General features: G+C 44.1%; 18 protein-coding genes. 11 read left to right on the forward strand and 7 right to left on the reverse strand.

Features of this window, described 5'->3' with window-relative positions:
• Positions 1–14: 14 nt before the first annotated feature.
• Both minD and minE read left to right on the forward strand, forming a co-directional pair.
• Entirely contained in the window at positions 15–824 is an 810-nt protein-coding gene (gene minD / locus C6Y39_RS00965) for a septum site-determining protein MinD (RefSeq protein WP_105929465.1), read from the forward strand.
• Positions 824–1,084, forward strand: a complete 261-nt coding sequence (gene minE, locus C6Y39_RS00970) for a cell division topological specificity factor MinE (RefSeq protein ID WP_105929466.1) — start codon at positions 824–826, stop codon at positions 1,082–1,084. Before minD ends, minE begins: the two co-directional genes overlap by 1 nt.
• Positions 1,085–1,198: 114 nt before the next feature.
• Here minE and C6Y39_RS00975 read toward each other — a convergent pair whose 3' ends face one another.
• A complete protein-coding gene (locus tag C6Y39_RS00975; protein ID WP_105929467.1) occupies positions 1,199–2,032 on the reverse strand; it encodes a polyphosphate kinase 2 family protein in 834 nt (277 codons plus the stop codon).
• 238 nt (positions 2,033–2,270) lie between these two features.
• Between C6Y39_RS00975 and erpA the strand changes: the two genes are divergently transcribed.
• Together erpA and C6Y39_RS00985 are read left to right on the forward strand one after the other, a co-directional pair.
• Positions 2,271–2,615: an iron-sulfur cluster insertion protein ErpA gene (erpA, locus tag C6Y39_RS00980; protein ID WP_105929654.1), complete on the forward strand. Its 345-nt coding sequence runs from the start codon at positions 2,271–2,273 to the stop codon at positions 2,613–2,615.
• A gap of 210 nt (positions 2,616–2,825) precedes the next feature.
• Positions 2,826–3,398, forward strand: a complete 573-nt coding sequence (locus C6Y39_RS00985; protein ID WP_105929468.1) for a glutathione S-transferase family protein — start codon at positions 2,826–2,828, stop codon at positions 3,396–3,398.
• Positions 3,399–3,450: 52 nt separating this feature from the next.
• On the opposite strand, the gene C6Y39_RS00990 is transcribed toward C6Y39_RS00985, so the two are convergent.
• The gene (locus tag C6Y39_RS00990; RefSeq protein ID WP_105929469.1) at positions 3,451–4,422 is read right to left on the reverse strand and encodes a D-2-hydroxyacid dehydrogenase; all 972 of its coding nucleotides are present in this window, start codon (positions 4,420–4,422) and stop codon (positions 3,451–3,453) included.
• Positions 4,423–4,599: 177 nt separating this feature from the next.
• Here C6Y39_RS00990 and C6Y39_RS00995 point away from each other — a divergent pair, with 177 nt between their 5' ends.
• Positions 4,600–6,417, forward strand: a complete 1,818-nt coding sequence (locus C6Y39_RS00995; protein ID WP_105929470.1) for a trans-sulfuration enzyme family protein — start codon at positions 4,600–4,602, stop codon at positions 6,415–6,417.
• Positions 6,418–6,615: 198 nt separating this feature from the next.
• The gene (locus C6Y39_RS01000; RefSeq protein WP_105929471.1) at positions 6,616–7,062 is read left to right on the forward strand and encodes an SRPBCC family protein; all 447 of its coding nucleotides are present in this window, start codon (positions 6,616–6,618) and stop codon (positions 7,060–7,062) included.
• Between the two features lie 118 nt (positions 7,063–7,180).
• On the opposite strand, the gene C6Y39_RS01005 is transcribed toward C6Y39_RS01000, so the two are convergent.
• Positions 7,181–8,302, reverse strand: a complete 1,122-nt coding sequence (locus C6Y39_RS01005; RefSeq protein WP_105929472.1) for an alkene reductase — start codon at positions 8,300–8,302, stop codon at positions 7,181–7,183.
• Positions 8,303–8,520: 218 nt separating this feature from the next.
• The gene (locus C6Y39_RS01010; RefSeq protein WP_105929473.1) at positions 8,521–9,840 is read right to left on the reverse strand and encodes a carbohydrate porin; all 1,320 of its coding nucleotides are present in this window, start codon (positions 9,838–9,840) and stop codon (positions 8,521–8,523) included.
• A 513-nt stretch (positions 9,841–10,353) separates the two neighbouring features.
• Here C6Y39_RS01010 and fucP point away from each other — a divergent pair.
• The gene (gene fucP, locus C6Y39_RS01015; RefSeq protein ID WP_105929474.1) at positions 10,354–11,691 is read left to right on the forward strand and encodes an L-fucose:H+ symporter permease; all 1,338 of its coding nucleotides are present in this window, start codon (positions 10,354–10,356) and stop codon (positions 11,689–11,691) included.
• Positions 11,692–11,734: 43 nt separating this feature from the next.
• Here fucP and C6Y39_RS01020 read toward each other — a convergent pair whose 3' ends face one another.
• Positions 11,735–12,937 carry an anhydro-N-acetylmuramic acid kinase gene (locus C6Y39_RS01020; protein ID WP_105929475.1) on the reverse strand — a complete coding sequence of 401 codons (1,203 nt, stop codon included), beginning with the start codon at positions 12,935–12,937 and terminating at the stop codon, positions 11,735–11,737.
• A 7-nt stretch (positions 12,938–12,944) separates the two neighbouring features.
• Positions 12,945–14,270, reverse strand: a complete 1,326-nt coding sequence (locus tag C6Y39_RS01025; RefSeq protein ID WP_105929476.1) for an OapA family protein — start codon at positions 14,268–14,270, stop codon at positions 12,945–12,947.
• Positions 14,271–14,623: 353 nt separating this feature from the next.
• Between C6Y39_RS01025 and tyrS the strand changes: the two genes are divergently transcribed.
• The 4 genes from tyrS (at position 14,624) to C6Y39_RS01045 (ending at position 18,169) form a co-directional block, all read left to right on the forward strand.
• Positions 14,624–15,823, forward strand: a complete 1,200-nt coding sequence (gene tyrS / locus C6Y39_RS01030; protein ID WP_105929477.1) for a tyrosine--tRNA ligase — start codon at positions 14,624–14,626, stop codon at positions 15,821–15,823.
• A 377-nt stretch (positions 15,824–16,200) separates the two neighbouring features.
• Positions 16,201–16,908 carry a hypothetical protein gene (locus C6Y39_RS01035; protein ID WP_105929478.1) on the forward strand — a complete coding sequence of 236 codons (708 nt, stop codon included), beginning with the start codon at positions 16,201–16,203 and terminating at the stop codon, positions 16,906–16,908.
• Between the two features lie 69 nt (positions 16,909–16,977).
• Positions 16,978–17,505, forward strand: coding sequence for an RNA polymerase sigma factor (locus C6Y39_RS01040; protein ID WP_105929479.1), 528 nt, complete (start codon positions 16,978–16,980; stop codon positions 17,503–17,505).
• 79 nt (positions 17,506–17,584) lie between these two features.
• On the forward strand, positions 17,585–18,169 hold the full coding sequence (locus C6Y39_RS01045; protein ID WP_240618778.1) for a hypothetical protein: 585 nt from the start codon (positions 17,585–17,587) through the stop codon (positions 18,167–18,169).
• Positions 18,170–18,267: 98 nt separating this feature from the next.
• On the opposite strand, the gene C6Y39_RS01050 is transcribed toward C6Y39_RS01045, so the two are convergent.
• Positions 18,268–18,621 carry a DUF1428 domain-containing protein gene (locus C6Y39_RS01050; protein ID WP_105929481.1) on the reverse strand — a complete coding sequence of 118 codons (354 nt, stop codon included), beginning with the start codon at positions 18,619–18,621 and terminating at the stop codon, positions 18,268–18,270.
• Positions 18,622–18,623 lie beyond the last annotated feature (2 nt).

Below are 18,623 nucleotides of genomic sequence, written 5' to 3' on the forward strand. Positions count from 1 at the left end.
ATAGGAAAGAATAGATGGCAAAGATTATCGTAGTAACCTCAGGAAAAGGTGGTGTAGGCAAGACTACATCGAGTGCAGCAATAAGTACGGGGCTTGCGTTAGCGGGTCACAAAACGGTAGTGATAGATTTTGATGTGGGTTTGCGAAACCTTGACCTTATCATGGGCTGCGAACGCCGGGTCGTTTACGATTTCGTAAATGTTATTAATAAAGAGGCATCGCTCAAGCAGGCATTAATTAAAGACAAGCGCACAGAAAATTTATTTATTCTTCCTGCGTCTCAAACGCGAGATAAAGATGCGCTTACGGTTGATGGTGTTCAAGCGGTGCTTGATGAACTGAAAAAAGACTTCGAATTTATCATCTGTGATTCTCCTGCGGGTATTGAGCAGGGGGCACAAATGGCGTTGTACTTTGCTGATGAAGCTATTGTTGTTACCAACCCAGAGGTATCATCAGTACGAGATTCAGACCGCATTTTGGGTATACTACAAAGCAAGTCTATGCGCGCTGAGAAAGGCGAGCCGGTTAAAGAGCACCTTTTGCTAACCCGCTACAACCCAACCCGCGTTGAAAGCGCTGAAATGTTGAGCGTTGCTGATGTTGAAGAAATACTGGCTATACCGCTATTAGGTGTTATTCCAGAATCTGAAGCGGTTTTAAAAGCGTCTAACCAAGGTCAACCCGTTATTCTTGACGAAGATGCTAATGCAGGACAAGCTTATGCTGACGCCGTCAAACGTCTGCTGGGCGAAACTGTTCCACATCGTTTCCTTGAAGCAGAGAAAAAAGGGTTCTTTAAGCGCCTGCTAGGAGGGAAGTAATGGGTATTTTCGACCTGCTTAAGAAGAAGCAAAAGCCGAGCACTGCGGCGGTAGCCAAGGAGCGTTTGCAGATCATTGTTGCGCACGAACGCAAAAGGCGTACTGAGCCTGATTACCTGCCTATGATGCAGCAGGAAATTATTCAGGTTATTCGCAAATATGTGACGATTGCTGATGATCAAGTGTCGGTGCAACTGGACAATAATGACGATTGCAGCGTACTTGAACTCAATGTGACGTTACCTGACAGCAACAGCTAAGTCTGGTAGGGAAATGCGCCCTAGCATAGAAGCCAATACAATAATGGTTTTATACCAGTGCTACAGCGGTTTTTCACCAGCGCTACAGCACGCTATTGCTAACGGTTACCTGCCCTAGCTGTTGATTAGGTCTTCATCTACATCAAGTTGTTTGGAGGCCTGTGCAATTAAGTTCTCATCAAGTGGAGGCGGAGAAATATCTACGCCTTCGCTTAATCTAGAAACAACAGTGTCTAGTACGTCTACCCGTGCTTGCCACTTGTATTCCCCATTTATAATACGCCACGGTGCGTAGCTTGTGTGAGTACGTTCAAACATCTCGTTCACTGCCCTAACGTATTCTTTTCGCATTTTACGGTTATGTAAGTCTTCTTCGGTTAACTTCCAGCGTTTAAATGGATTGTGAAGGCGTTCCTCAAAACGTTCGCGCTGCTCTTTCGGTGAAATGTGCATAAAGAGCTTAATAATACGTACCCCGCTATCACTGAGCGTTTTTTCAAACGCATTGATTTCGTCATAACCACGTTTGTAGGTCTTTTCGTCGATAAGCTGGTCAACGCGCTCCACCAATACTCTACCGTAGTGTGAACGGTCGAATATCTTGAGGGTGCCGGGAGAGGGGATGTGCTGCCAAAAGCGATAGAGAAAATGCTTGTCTTGGTCCTCTTTTGCAGGCTTAGCGACAGGAAATACGCTTACGCCACGAGGGTCTAACTTCTCCGTTATACGTCTTATCGCGCCACCTTTACCAGACGCATCCCAGCCTTCAAAAACGACCAACGCACGCTTTTTCTGATGGAAGTAAGATTGCTGAACGTGAAAGAGCTTCTCTTGCTGTTTTCCTAATGCGTCCTTGTATTCTTCTTTGCTATCAAAACGAGACTGCCCAAAATCCTCAAACAAAATAGGGGGAGAAGGAAGCAATAGTGTATTGTCGGTATTATTCATTAGCGCGCCTCGATTTTAATGATTCAGTGCGCAGAGCCCAAAACAGGGGCTCTGGTATTTCAGTGTTAACTACTTAGCTTTATTTTTCTATCTTTACGTTTAGTTTATCGCTCGCTCAATGGTGGAGATAAACTTGAATCGTTAAGTTTTGCCCCAATAATTGCTTACTATCCGCAAGTATTAGATAATTGCGAGCAAGCACAAAGTGCGTAAGCACGAAGTTAATTTAGAGGTGGGTATGTCTGTAGAAACGGCGTTGCCGATAGAGTTTTCTGACGCTGCAGCAGCGAAAGTGAAAGCCCTTGTTTCAGAAGAAGAAAATCCTGATTTGAAATTACGTGTATACGTAACAGGTGGTGGCTGTTCTGGCTTTCAATATGGTTTTACTTTTGATGAAAAAGTGAATGAAGGCGATATGACCATCGAGAAAGACACGGTGACCATGGTGGTTGACCCGATGAGTCTACAATATCTTGTTGGTGGCGTAGTTGATTACGTAGATGGCCTAGAAGGCTCACGGTTTTTAGTTCAAAACCCCAATGCCACTACAACCTGTGGCTGTGGTGCGAGCTTCAGCGTTTAGCGTTCTTCGCAAAGCGATAAGGCTTTTTCAAATAGTGAGCGCTTTTTTGTACGGATTCAAAATGCGCTAAATGTTGACGACTTCTACAACCATAGGCATACATCGCATCATTTTGTATGCCTGTCGGTTGTCTTGTTTTTAATACTTCCTTTTGTTTTCAAATTCCGGCTACACTAATTTCATCAAACGACCACGTTTTAGGACAGCGTTATGAAATTGTATGGCTCAACGACTTCTCCCTATGTACGCCGCATACGTATTGTACTCGCCTCCACTGAGCACGAATTTTTAAACCTTCAAATATTTTCGGGTGAAGACCGAGAATTACTCGCCTCCCGCAACCCGACGCTTAAAGTGCCTTGTCTTGAGGACGAGGGGCAAATGATTTTTGATTCCCGCATTATTTACAATTATCTTGCCGACAAGCTTGATCACGACGGCTTAACTTGGGAAGAAGAAAATCAATTGACCCTGATAGATGCAGCTAACGATTCGTTTGTACAACTCATGCTTCTTAAGCGTTCAGACTTTGATATTAGTGAAGATAAAATGTATTTCAGGCTTCAAAATGAACGAATTGAAGCTGTGCTTACTGCGTTAGTTGACCAGCTTGATGCTGGTGGTTTTAGCGGATGGACTTACCCAGAAATTTGCTTATATACCATGATCGACTGGGTGCTGTTTCGCGAATTACACAGTATGAAGGCATTTCCAGAATTATTAGAGTTTCACGAAAAGCATCACAACCGTATAGAGGTTACTGCTACCGATCCTCGCGGTTAGCGCTAAAACTTTTTAGCAGAAAGAGAAGCGATAAAAAAGGGCTATTGGATAATCAATAGCCTTTCGCAAAGTCGAACTGATACTTAAGCGGCAAACGCGCTAAATAGCGCTCAGCATTTTCTAAAAATACGCTTGCTACATCACTTGGCTGGGATTCCGCTGCCGTATGAGCCGTTATGGTAATGTTTGGGTGATGCCAGAATCGGTGAGTAGGAGGTAACGGCTCATGTCGAAATACATCGAGCACGGCATGAGCAAGAGTACCTTTATCCAGCCCACTGATTAATGCTTCATCGTCTACAGCACTTCCGCGCCCTGCGTTAATAAATATACTGTAAGGTTTTAAAGCATTAAAAAACTCATAAGATAGCAAGTTTTGTGTTGTTGGCGTGTCTGGCATCAAATTAACGATGTGATCACAGGCACCGGAAAAAGCCTCTATTTCACTTGGCGTATACACGCGCTCAGCACCTTTTACGTCATTACCACTTCGCGTTAATCCTACCACTTTCATGCCAAAAGCATTCGCTACCGGTATCAGCGCCTGTCCGATGTTGCCAAGACCTACAACACCAAGGGTTTGCCCATTAAGCGGAACGCGTGGCGATGCTTCCCACTTAGGCGTGGCTGCCCGCTGATTCTTTTCAAAAGCGTTTAAATTTCTTGCATGCTGGAGTAAATAGGCAAATACATATTCACGCATGAGCTTGCCGAAAATTCCCTTTAACCCAGTGAGCATATAATCTGTTCTGCCTGCGTTGAGAAGCGGTGCATTACCTGCCCATGTTGACTGACACCACTTTAGCGCCGAACATTTATCAATAATCACAGCGGTAAGATCTGGGTCGGAAAGTAGTACGGTCACATTATCGGTATCGACTTGATCAGGGTGGCATGTAACCTGGTCTATTGTTAGCAATGACTCGCGATTTGTTCCTCGCAATGCATCACTATCAGCAATTTTCTGTTGTAAAGCCTCAGCAATTTCATGGGCTTCATCGCTTAGTATTGTCAGTTTTATCATTCCCAAATCCCTCGCGGCTGGTCGCTTAACGCATGGTAAGTAAACATTTCTTTCCTAGACGTACAACTAAAATCGTTCAGCTGGTTGTTCTAAAAATGTGATTTAAGTTTTACATTTTTGTAAATAGTGTTGGTGCAACGTTGATTGCACCTGAAGTTAATTCGCAACGGAATCGTCATGCAGTCAGAAAATAATGCCCAAAATCCACTAGCAACACATATTGATGTGAAGCACGCTAAAGTACTCTCTCCAAAGCGTAACACAACCCAAGCTGAAACCACGCAGGCTCTGGTGGATGAACAGCTCGCTCACTTTGGTATCGATTCAGCAAGCGATTACGGTAAAGCACTTGCGAGTACTGCACATCATCTTTACGGCGCACAAGCAAGCGTAATGCAATTGTGGGACATTACCAGCAATACCTTGAAAGAACTTGATAAAGAGGACAGAGTCGCGTATTTCAATGCTAAAAAGTTTCTTTCTTTCCAGATTGCTAAAATTCTAGATACGTTACAAAACCCCTTTCGCGCAACCTACCAGAGTTTATCAAGCGGAAATGGCTCGCAAGGGCACTATCCTCTATTTGACAACGTCACCGCGCTCTTCTCTGCAACGCCAGTGGTCGTGCGTACGGCAACCTATGTATATGCCTGTACCGAGTGGGTAGATGATGCGTTTCAAGGCAAAGAGTTTACTCACCAAATTTACTCGCGATTATTAAACCCAACGAATATCTCTCTTGCTAACGCTATTGTAGATATGGAAGCGGGCCCTTACGCCGCCGATTATCTTGCATGGAACTTTAATTCAGGCATGGCGGCAATTGATGCCTGTTTATCAAATGTACTAAGTCACGGAGATGTACTTATCGTTTCTAGAAACGTGTACGGTGGCGTCTATCAGTTGCTCCATGATTATTTCGCTCGCAGCAACCGCATGGATATTCAAATTGCGTGGTTTGACGGTTATGATGCGCAAAGCTTTGTTGAATTTATGCAAACAACGAAAGCTGAGCATGCGTCTCGCTTAAATAATGGCGCGAAGATGCATGTGTATCTAGAGTCGCCTTGTAATCCACATGGTTATGTATTAGATGTACCGGGCATCTGTGAACTGGCTCACGCACAAAATGCGTTGGTGATGTTGGACTCAACGCTTGCTACGCCTGTTTTACACCAACCCTTACAGCATAAAAATAAGGCTGCACGACCAGACTATGTGATCCACAGCTACACCAAGGATTTGTGTGGAAGTGGCGCAACCACGGCGGGCGTAGTGATAGGGGAGGGGCATCGCATGTTCCAACCCAAAGGCAGTTCAGTCAACGGTGTAGACTGGTCAGAAACCATGTTCTGGGATGTGTATTACATTAAAGGTGCGTTCTTAGATTCTGAAAAGGCCTTTGACGTATTAAACGGTATGAAGACCCTTGAACAACGCATGATGACGAAAGTGATCAACACGCAAGTCTTTACTGCATTTCTTAATGCTCACGATCAAATTCGCGTTAACTGCCACGCGTTGCCTGAACACAGTAATGCTGGGCTGCGCGAGAAACAGCATGCACATGGCTGGCCGTGTACGTTGTTTACCGTTGATATGGCGCCGGCAAACTTACCCCGCGATGTATTCGTTCGCTTCTTTGATGCTCTAGAGCCCGCGTTTAGTCATCAAGTGAGTATTGGCCAGAACAACACGATTATCCTATGCCCCGCATTGACGTCTCACTCTGAACTTAGTACAGAAGAACAGAAAAAAGCTGGGATTGAATTAACTACTATGCGCATAGCCATGGGAACCGACAACGTCAAGCACCTCATTGCCCATTTTATGTTAGCCGCTAAACATTTTATCGAGCCACACGTGCCAGGTTTTTGTGAGAATTTTATGGCAAATGCAGACATCGACAGCTTGTATTTATTGGTGAGTGAAAGAGTTAGTTCGCAGCACTTCGGCAGTAAAGCCAGCATGGACTCATTGATGAAAGGGGCATAGCGTCATTATTTAGCTCAAGAAGTTGCATTGAGCAGTCGATAGAAAATGTTGAGGATGTACTCCTTCTCCCGAGCCTTTCCTTACGCGGGCTCGGGATTTTTTTGTATGAAAGATTAATGGCGCTGGTAAGCTGACGCCTTTATCTTAAAATAAAAGATACAACGACTCTTAATCTTGAAGACTATCTAAGGCGGCTTTATGCACGAGTTTAAAATTGATGTAACGCTAGATGCATCATTGCCCTTTGTTTTTGCAGCATTTCACGAACCTGAATATCTTTCTGAATGGTTTGCTCCGGGTGATTGTTCAGTGACACAAATCATGTGCGACTTTAAAGAGGGCGGGCGTTATCGCATAAAAATGATGGATCCCAGCGGCATTGAAATGTCTTTGACCGGTGAATACGTGACTATATTAGCAAGTGAACAGTTGTCGTTTTCCTGGGCATGGGAAGACGACATTGAAGAGTCGATCATGACAACGGTGGATATACACTTTGAAGAAACCGAAGAAAACAACGTTAGGCTCGTAGTTTTGCAGCAAGGGTTTGTGAACAAGCAAGAGTGCGAACAACATAACTATGCCTGGATGTCGTGTTTGGAAAAGCTCGCCGTGTTAGCTGCTCAGAAAAAGTCATTCAATTAATGGTTTAGTCTTTATCTGTGGGCTAGGTTTAATTGCGCTAAAGCGCGCAGAATAGAAAGGCAGAGCGAGACGCTCTGCCTTTCTCTTTTTACCAACAAAAAGTGAAGCGCTATTATGCCTAAGTAAGAGACGTCATGGCGTCTTTTCCACTTTTTTCGCGGTAAGTTTCATAATCGTTGTAGCCTTCTTCTGAACCACCGTACCAAGTAGATGGGTCGTCGAATGATGCGAGCGGGTAATCGTGCTTGAAACGAGTAGGTAGGTCTGGATTGGTTATCCATGGTCTACCGAAGGCTATCATGTCCCCATCGCCATCAGACAAGCGTTTCTCTGCTTCTTCTTTTGTATAGCCACAGTTACCCATGAGCATGCCGTCATACAAAGCTCTGAACTCGGCAAGGGTCATCGCCTCGCCACGCTCGTGAAAACCAAACGCTAGGCCGTCCATAACGTGAAGGTAGCCTATATTTAAAGTATTGAGTTGTTGCGCTACATAAGTATAGGTTTCGCGGAAATCATCGGCGCCCATGTCGTTGAAGACACCGTTTGGCGATAATCTAACGCCCACTTGCTCGCTTGACCATACGCTTAGTACAGTGTCCATGACTTCTGCTAGGAAGCGATAGCGATTCTCTAGGCTACCGCCATAGTTGTCGTCACGTTGATTGCTGCGGCTATCAAGAAATTGATTAATAAGATAGCCATTAGCTGCGTGTACTTCAACGCCGTCGAAGCCTGCCGCTTTCGCATTAACCGCCGCCTTTTTGAAATCTTCAACGGTTCGCTTAATGTCATCATAGGTCATTGCCTTTGGCACTTCGTAAGGCTTTTTACCTTTTGGTGTGTGGATCTCATCACCTTCAATCTTTATTGCTGAGGCTGATAAGGGCAGTTCACCATTATGAAAGTCACTATGTGACGCACGCCCAGTGTGCCATAGCTGCAAGATAATTTTTCCGCCAGCTTGGTGAACGCGGTCCACAATAGAGCGCCAGCCATCTACCATTTCGTCGGTGTAAATTCCTGGAGTATCAACCCATCCAATACCTTCTTCTGAAATAGCTGTAGCTTCTGTGATAATGAGGCCCGCGTCGGCGCGCTGTACATAGTGATCGCCCATAATTTTATTCGGTATGCGATCGGCGCCTGCCCGCCCTCGGGTCATTGGTGCCAACACCATTCGATTTTGAAGCGTATTACCTGCCCAATCAAAAGTGCTAAAAAGTACTGAATCTGTCATTCCTTATCCTTAATTAATCTGAATACTTCAATAAGGGGCACGAAATAGATGAACCCCTTGTACTTGAGATAGTAGTGAATACATAAATATGGGGGACTTGGATTGATCATGAAGGCAATAGAGAAAAGATATCTATTTCAACTTCAATACATGAGGAGCCTTGATTTCAACACTAGACGGTATGGCACCAAAAAAAGCGCGCCTTTCGGCGCGTTTAATTAAGGGAAAATAAGAGCAGCAAGGTTAACGTCGAACCGTAGGCCTATAACAATTGCGTCATCAAACGCGTTGACTCTGTCGCGCTCTGCGAACTGGTCGGGGTTAATAACATAGTGTACGTTTGGCTGAATTCTTACATGTTCGTTGAGTTGGTAACCATAACTCAGCTCTAACATAGTTTGACTACTTGCCGGCGTGCCAACGCCGCCGTTCAGAGCTCGCTGAATACGCTGGTCTTCTAGTGCTTCGTTACTATACTGCTGGCGGGTATATACAAAACCAATAGTATCGTCAGGACGAGAGGCAAATGTACCGCGCAATACGAAACCCGCTTTTATATAGTAGTCTTCGATTAATTCGCCTGAAGTTCCGGTTAGCACAGCGCCAAACAGCGTTAGTCCTTCTTTGGTAAGTGGGTTAGGGCGAGTAACAGTTTGTTCAAAGCGGGCGAATATACCCGAGCGACCGTTCCTAACTGCATAATCATTTCCTGACTGTGCTGCATAGTTGCCCTCATCATCAAATACAGGATCGGTATAATCAGCACCATCGTACCAACCGCCAATCTCATATCTTTTTGGAAGCTCGTCATCATTCCACGTGGTTTGATAACCTAGCGTAAACGGAACCACGACGCCGGTGGCCTCATTTGTAGCCCAATCAAATCCGTGGTCCCCCAGGTCTTGATGGCTGGTATTGTCTTCATATATTCCTGTATGGAAGTAGGTCTTTGGTGAAAGCCAGTATTTCGCATGTCCGCCCCAACTCGACACAGGCCACCAGGTAAAGTTACTGGTTCTAAAAACAAACGTGGGGTTGCCGCACGCTGCGTTTGTTTGAAAGTATTGGCAAAGCTCAGATCCCAAAAAACTGATGTTGGCCACTGTGCGGCCACCTTCTACTTCCAAATCACCGTCAAGAAATGTGGATGAAATAGTAAAGCGAGCAAGACGAGTATTTTGGCCACCAAATATTTCCTGCACAGAAGTGCTATTGCCGATGTAATGCTCTGCTAGGTTTTTTCCATGCCGATTGGTCATCGCAATATGAACTTTGGTGTTTTCCCAATCTAGCAAGGTATTTAAATCTAATTCTCCACCCACAAAAAGCTGTCCGGCGTAAGCACTACCTCTTCGCTGACCTCCCTTAATATTTGTCGCTGACTCGCCGGTGTAACTAGCTTGAAAGTCGAACGCTTCTTGCCAGTTACCTTGTGATGCTAGACCGGTAGTAGAAAATACGAGCGTACTTGATATAAGCGCTGCAAAGAAACATTGCGATATTGTCTTAGCCGTGCAGAAGGAGATAGGTTTATCCATCATTTTTCTCTCAATTAAAAATACGTGGCGAGTTTGAACTGTTATGACTTTGTGACGAAAAATACAAAGGTATTTCTTGTCTGTTGCCCGCTAATTCCTTGTTAAATCTATAAAAAATGAACCAATTGAAATAACAGTGTGTTAACACTTTCTTAAGGCAAGACGAAATCTATCTAAATGTATCGATTAAATCAACCATGTTTATTTATATGTTTTTGCTGGTTTGTTTAATTTTGGTTAAAAATTCAAGCAGGTTTGATTGTCGAAAATAGTTTTTGTGGCTCACATGAAACAGTCATACTTTAACTCTTATAATATTGATATATATGATTTATTTTTGTTTTTAATAATGTGCGTTATTTGAGGGTGAAGGGCTTTGTTAATTAGTATCTTAATCCAAAGTATAAATTTTTACCTTTTTATAATTAAATAAACTAAATTGATTTATTGACAGTGATAAAATGCGGTGATTAAATTGGTTAACTAATTATTTACAAGCAAAAGGCCGTTTATATGAAAAACAACGCCCCTTTAGTTTCCAAAGACACATTACTCCCCTTTATATTGTTAACAATCTGCTTCGCTGCATGGGGGGTTGCTGCCAATATGACTGACCCACTTGTTAAAGTGTTTAGTAAAATATTTACCATGTCTTCGTTGCAATCAGCACTTGTACAGTTTGCCTATTATGGTGCGTACTTTTGTCTGGCAATTCCTGCAGCCTTTATCAATAAACGCTTTTCTTACAAAACGGGAGTGCTCACCGGATTAGGGTGTGCTGCTGCGGGAGCGTTTTTGTTTTATCCAGCCAGTCAAACTATGACCTATGGCTTTTTCTTGGCCGCCCTTTTTGTATTAGCGGGTGGGCTATCTATTCTTGAGACCTCAGCTAATCCTTATGTGATGGCTATGGGAAGTGAGAAAAGTGCTACTCGCCGTCTCAATCTCGCTCAGGCGTTCAACCCTGTGGGTACAAACTTAGGGGTATTTTTAGCCGCGACCCTTATTCTACCGAACCTGAATCAAGCCTCGGCAGAAGAGCGGGCAGCCATGTCCGTAGGCGAGCTTAAATCTGTTATCGGTGCTGAACTTGATGCGGTAATGCTGCCTTATGTAGGTATGGCTTGTGTGCTTGTGTTAGTTTGGGTTGCAATAGCACTGATTAAAGCGCCCATTCAAGAGTCGGTAGAGACGAGTGTCGAAGACGTTAAGCTTGGTGCGTCGCTAAAACGCTTAGTGGCAAACAAGCACTACCGTTTTGGTGTACTGGCTCAGTTCTTTAACGTTGGCGCGCAAACCTGCGTTTGGACGTTCACTATTCAGTACGCCATGACAGCTATGGGTGGAAATGAGGTTAGTGGTGGTGAGATCTTGCAATACAGTATGATTGTGTTTCTTATCTCTCGTTTTGTTATGACGTGGGTCATGCAGTACCTTTATCCAGCGAGACTTCTAATGATAATGTCGCTAATCGCAATGGCGCTGTGTATTTTTATGACGCAGTCACCTAATTTAGCAGGCGTAATTGCACTTGTTTCTATATCTGCATGTTTATCACTCATGTTCCCTACGATTTACGGTATTGCTCTTGAGGGATTAGGAGAAGATACCAAGCTTGGCGCTGCAGGTCTTGTAATGGCAATACTAGGCGGAGCAATTTTGCCGTTATTCCAAGCCGCTATTATAGATAGCGCAGGGGTAGTAATCTCTTATGTTGTTCCCGCTATTTGTTTCTTGCTGGTGGGTGGCTATGGGTATTTCGATATGCGCGCTAAAAAAGGATGTGTTGACAATAAAAGTAAAGTAGATGCTGAGGCGTTAAAAGATATGGAAATGGGAATCGCCAAATAGGTGATAAGCGTTCTTCATTAAGGGCGATGCTACAGCGCCCTTTTCATGCTTTTTTAAAAAGCGCTCCGAGCACAGTGGCTTTAGATGCCCCTGTCACCTCAGGCACATTGCCGGGTATGTCATTGACGTAGGCATGTGCAAACCACGCAAATGCGGCACCCTCAACGTGTTGAGGGTGCATGCCGAGAGTAAAGCTATCAGAGACCTTGTAGTTATCTAAAGCGTCCACAAGATAGGCCAAGAGCGCTTTGTTAAATGCGCCCCCTCCGCAAATAATAACTTCGCTTGCTTCACCACATTTATTTACTTGTGGTAAGTACGTTTTGATATCTCGAGCAATAGTTTCGCCGGTCAAAGCCAGTAAAGTAGCCTGAACATCCTTTGGCGCTAAATTGTTACTCGCCTCTTCACCATCTAACGCCGTACTAGAAGGAAAGTAATCTGCGAGCGTGTTACTTAACCAGTCGATATTGAAATATTCTCTACCTGTACTTTTCGGTGCGGGTAGCTGGAAATAGTCGTCCAGTAGAAGCTGCTGAAGCAGGCCCGAATGAGGGGAGCCCGACGCTGCCCAAGCACCGTCTCTATCAAAGCTCTCATTTAAATAAAGGCTTATCCACTGGTCCATTAACCTATTTCCCGGCCCGATATCAAATCCTCTGGGAGCGAGGCCTTCATGTCGAGGGGAAAGCAGTGAAACGTTAGCAATACCACCTATGTTCACAAGGGCGCGATATGTTTCACTACTTGCAAAAATTGCATTGTGAAAGGCGGGAACAAGGGGAGCACCCTGTCCTCCAAGCGCAATATCCTTACGCCTAAAATCGGCGATAACATCAATGCCCGTTAACGTGGCAATAGTATTGGGGTCGCCTATCTGGCAAGTAAAACCTCGAACTGAGGATTTGGTAAAGTGTGCCGATAGTACGTCTGCATTTGGGTGGTGGCGTACTGTTTGGCCGTGGGAGCCAATGGCCGTGATATCTGATGCAGTAAGGTCATTTCGTTCAAGTAATTCTAAGGTAACCCGGGCAAAGGTTTCAGCAACTAGTCTGTCTGCAATTGCCAGACTATTCAGTTCGTCAGGACCTTCTGTGCAAAGCGCGTTAAGCGCTGAAAGTAACTCGTTTGAATAGGGCGTTGAATGTGCGGCGAGGGTAGTACAGAAGGTTTGTGTAATATCACACAGGACGGCGTCGACGCCGTCCATGCTGGTGCCTGACATCAGGCCAATATATTTTGCCATAGCGCTGCTATTTCATCGCAAGCATAATACGTTTGTTGTTATTAAGCTGCTGTTGACGAAGTTCTGCTATTTGCATAAACCTTTCTCGCTCTTCCTTTGCAATCGGTAGCGCTTTTGGTAGCTCTACTGTTCGTGGGTTTCTATGTACACCATCTACCAAGAATTCATAATGTAGATGCGCGCCAGTCACCATACCTGAGCTACCAAGATAACCGACAGTTTGACCTTGTTTAACCGTATCTCCAACCTTCACTGCACGTTTCTTAAAGTGAAGGTATTTGGTGGTATATTTTTCACCGTGTTGAATGAAAACATGGTGGCCATTGTATTTATCATAGCCCGCTTTGATCACTTTTCCATCGCCAGCGGCCATGATTGGTGTGCCAACCGCTGCAACATAGTCAGTACCGCGATGTGCTTTCCAGCGCTTTTGTACAGGATGAAAACGCGCTTTTGTGAAGTTAGAACTTACGTATCTAAAGTTAACCGGGGCACGCAAGAAGCTCTTACGCATACTGCGGCCTTCAGGCGTATAGTAGGTACCGTCTTCATGAAGGATCGCGCTAAAATGTTCGCCTTGGTTGGTAAATTCAGCAGCCACAATATCGCCATAGCCAACAAACTCGCCATCAATGTATTGCTCTTCGAACACGACATTGAAGGTATCACCAGAGCGAATTTCCATTGCAAAGTCGATATCCCAGCCGAAAATTCCAGCCAAATTCATAATTTGATTACTGGTTAAGCCAGCGTCGCTCGCGGCATTCCAAAAGCTAGAGTGAATTTCACCTTGCGCGAAGTTATAGCGAATGTCGACATCACGTTTCTCAAGCTGGGCAGTAAGCCCGTTATCATCGCCAGACGTACTAGGACGAACAAACAGGGTTTCCGTTGAAGACAGTTTGTACTTCAATTCTCCAAAACTACCGTCTTTATTTGCTTTAAACGAGAGTTCATCGCCAGGCAGCAAAGTAACAAGTGTTTTTGCTAGCTCGCCAGCTTGGGTCACATTATAAACGTCGCGGGCAGTAAAACCTGCTCGTTTAAATAACTTTGCTAATGTGTCGCCACTGCGAACTTTATAGGTTTGCCACGTAGACTCTTCTTCACCAGAAAACACATCAGTAGACGGCGTAATATGCAGATCTACCGGATAGCGAACGCCCGCATCTAAAATATGTGCCTCTTGATGGCGGCTAGCTTCAACTGGCTCCGACGGCAAAAGGATAAGCCCGCCAAGAAACAGGCTCGCGATAGCGATACCTGTTCTGTGCTGCTTAGGTAAATTTTTATATAAATTGACCGCTTTTGAAGGGTCTAATTTCTTTCTCATACTACTGCCCACCTGAGAAATGTTATGTGCACAACTCTATTTCACATACGTTGCTTAAAAATGCAACTTTTCTCATTATTTTATTAGCGCAAATTGTTACACCCAATAGCTCTTAACACCGTGGTCATCTCAAGCGTGCGCTGAATATTTGCGAATGTGAAGGCTTTAGCCATCCCTTTACGTTCGACATAAGACAATTCAGTACACAGATTTCACGTTCAAAACTGTTGGGTTTAACAACATGACTGTTTGGAATCCGTTTTTTGACGCGCAAACCTTTTAATGGTTCCGTTGTACGCGTAAAATGCCCGCCATTATTGAATGTACAGTTTATTTAAGAGTGTGACTTACAAATGAAAGATTGGCAAACAGCGCTAGCTGAGATTAAACGGGGCGTAGATGAAATACTTCCCGAAGAGGATTTAATTGAAAAACTCAAATCCGGCAAAACCCTAACCATTAAAGCGGGTTTTGATCCAACTGCGCCTGATCTGCATCTAGGTCATACTGTGTTGCTCAACAAGTTGCGTACATTCCAGCAACTAGGCCACAAAGTTGTTTTTCTTATTGGCGATTTTACTGGCCTAATTGGCGATCCTACAGGTAAAAATGTAACACGCAAGCCCTTAAGCAAAGAACAGGTATTAGAAAACGCGAAAACGTATCAAGAACAGGTGTTCAAGATCCTTGATGAAGATAAGACAGAAATACGTTTTAACTCAGAATGGATGGATAAACTGGGCGCAGCAGGCATGATCAAACTCGCTGCAAGCCAAACGGTTGCGCGTATGCTAGAACGCGACGACTTTAAAAAGCGTTATAGCAATGGTCAACCTATCGCTATTCACGAATTTCTATATCCGTTGGTGCAAGGTTGGGACTCTGTGGCGCTTGAATCAGACGTTGAATTAGGCGGTACTGATCAGCGCTTTAATTTACTTATGGGCCGTGAACTTCAAAAAGAGCAAGGTCAAAAGCAGCAATCTATTGTGATGGTACCGCTACTTGAGGGCCTAGATGGCGTTCAGAAGATGTCTAAATCTTTGAACAACTACATCGGTATCACAGACGCGCCAAACGATATGTTCGGTAAAGTAATGTCTATTTCCGATGATTTGATGTGGCGTTACTATGATCTTATTAGCTTCCGTCCACTAGAAGAGATAGCTGAGCTTAAATCTCGTGTTGCTAACGGTGAAAACCCGCGTGATATTAAAATCATGTTGGCGAAAGAAATTATTGCGCGCTTCCATGACGATGCTGCAGCTGAAGGCGCGCATCAAGATTTCATCCAACGCTTCCAAAAAAATGCCATTCCTGACGACATGCCGGAGCTTGAAATAGCGCTAAGCGACGAAGGCATTGCAATTGGTAATTTGCTAAAAGAAGCGAAGCTTGTTGGGTCAACGTCAGACGCCATGCGTATGATTAAGCAGGGTGCAGTTAAAATTAACGGCGACAAAGTGGAAGATACCCGTTTAGTTATCACTGAAAAAGGTGAAAACGTGTACCAGGTGGGTAAACGCAAGTTCGCGCGCATCACTCTTGCCTAGTGTTTTTCTGAAATGTTTTGAAAGCCCGCTCATTTGAGCGGGCTTTTTTTTGCTTGAAATATCAATTTTGAAACATGGTTGGCGATTTTTCTTTAAAAATACGATTTGTTGCTAGTACAACATAGACGTATTAACCAAAATTGGAAATGAGCATGTTTGGCTTTTGCTTTTGTAACTAATTGGCGTTAAATGTTTTTTTAATATCTTTTACTTTTTTTAAAAAAGTTTGTCAGGTTTTTGTCATTGCCATCGTCTATAGGGGAAAAGTTAAACAATAATCCCAACTGTACGATGAGCAGTTTACGCGTTGCAGCCTGGGGTGAAACAGCAGCGATATTTAAATAAAAAATACTTAGGCAATGCAAAAGGATAGAACAATGACAACCTTAACTTCAGCTAGTACAACATACCAACACGCTAACAAGAGTCTTCCTGCGAAAGAAGCATTAACATGGCTTAAAGAAGGCTGGCAGCTTTTTAAGAAAGCACCAATCAAGCTATTAGGCCTTTCATTTTTAATGTTGCTTATAGCTGGGCTTCTTCAGGGGCTCTTGGGGCCTGTCGGGTTAGGAGTATCTAAGTGGATAAGCCCGATTTTAGCTACCTTCATGTGGTTGGCGATCGCTAATTTAGCAGTAAAAGGCAGGGTAAGCCTGTCAGGTGGGACATTGCGTTCATGGGCGAATATTGCATTATGGAGCTTAACCGGGCCCGCAATAGCGTGGATTCAATTTCAAATTGGCGATATGTTAATGGGGGCTGAGTCAATGGCGGCTTTAGCAAGCGGTAATATAGTAGATGTACCCGCTTGGAAAGTTGGGCTAATGATGGGCTCAGCGACACCAATAAACCTACTGCTTCTATTTGTACCTTTGTTGCTAATTTTAAAGCATCATTCAATCTCAGCGTCTTTTAAAAATAGTATTGCTGCGGTAATAGGCGCTTATAAACCCATGTTAGTAGTCGGTGTGATGATGTTCTTGAGTGTTGCACTAGCGCCTTATACCTTTGCATTATCGGGGTTAGTGTTAGGTCCTATTGTTTCATGTGCATGCTTTGTTGCTTATCAGCGTTTGTTTCGATAATCGATCACTGAACGAAACTCGACAGCTCATTTACAGCGTGGAATTAAAAATAATAAAAACGGAATTGCAGTGAAAGAAATCGTGCAAATTGAAAAACTGCTTTGTGAATACGCGCCACTCATGGCGCGTATTGCGGCAACGTTTGAGGCCAATAAATCCCTTCAAGATGAACTGATACAAGAAATGTCACTGGCGGTTTGGCGTGCTTTTGAAGGAGCCTCAAAAGAGGGGGGTAGTAGCTTTCGCGGAGAGGCAAGTGTGAAAACATTTGTGGCCAAAGTAGCGCATAACAAGGCGGTTGACCACGTGATTAAAGAGCAGCGGCGTCAAGAGTTCACTCACGAGGGAGAATTTGATTCTTCTCACACTACCAGCACTAGTTCATCTCGAGATGCAACGTTACAAGAGAATGCGATGGATCTCATGACAGGCTTACGTCAGCTCGAAATAAAGTACAGACAGGTACTTGCCTTGCTTTTAGAAGGTTTCAGTCAGCTGGAAATTGCCAGTATGTTAGGTATCAAAGAGAGTGCCGTCGCTAAACGAGTAAGTCGCGCCCGCCAACAGTTAACACAGATTATGGGACAGCAGCCATGAGCGAGGGTAAATCAGCCATGAGCGGACACAGAAAAGCCATGAGCGAGGGTAAAAAGCCATGAGCGAAGAAGGATTAAATGTGAGTAAAAACACTTCCAGTATGAGCGAATTAGATGAACAGCTTGCACAGTGGCAAAGTGCATATAAAGAGGCAACGCCTTCAGTGGATACTGATTCACTGATTAAAGACACTAAAAGCGCGAGATTTAAGCTTAAACTAAAAGGTGCCTTTGATTTAGCCCTTGGGCTTGCGGTTTCTGTGTGGTGCTTAACGTTAGTGCTGTTTGAGCCCTTAACTGCCTACCAATTTTTTCTGTTTTCGGTACTTACGCCTATCCCTGTTGCGTTTGGAATATGGGGATATTGGGTAAGACAAAAGCAGTGGAGAGCGCAAACACTAGACGTGCAGTCGATGCTATCATTTAAACAAATCCAGCTACAACAGCAGTTACATTACTGGAAAGTGAGTCTTTATGGGTGTGTAGCATTGTGGTGTGGATTACTAGCGTTAGCTATTTTCAATGTGCTCATGTTCGATACGTATACCTTATGGGGTGCACAACTACTCATTAACAGTGTGGTCGTGTTCGTCGTATATCGCAGGTATAAAAAGTTAGCGGCAGACTTGCCGGCGGCGCTGGCGAGAATAGACAACATGAAATAACTAATACCAGCCCGCAAAGGTAACTACCTACTCTGTGAGAGTTAAAATGTGCGTAATCGTGGCGTGTTACCGCAGGTGTAAAAGCTGTAGTTTCAGTTCTATAACTCTAGTATAGGAGCGAAGCCCCCATAGATAAGGCGCTTACCGTCAAACGGCATGGGGTTTTCGCTATTGTTCATTCTAGGGTCTTCCATCACCTTTTGCCATGCAGTATCACGCACCTCTTTTGATGGCCAAAACGCAATTGAAAACACCACGGTTTCATTTTCTTTAGCTTTTACAGCGAGAGGAAAAGACGTTACCTCCCCATCGGGGACATCATCACCCCAAGCTTCGAGTATTTTTGTGGCGCCATACTCTTTAAAAATATCGCCAGCGAGTTTGGCGTGCTCAATGTATAACGCTTTATTTTCGGTGGGAACGGCTACAGCAAAGGCATCAATATATGACATGA

The sequence above is a fragment of the Alteromonas gracilis genome (assembly GCF_002993325.1).
In the GTDB taxonomy this organism is placed as follows: domain Bacteria; phylum Pseudomonadota; class Gammaproteobacteria; order Enterobacterales; family Alteromonadaceae; genus Alteromonas; species Alteromonas gracilis.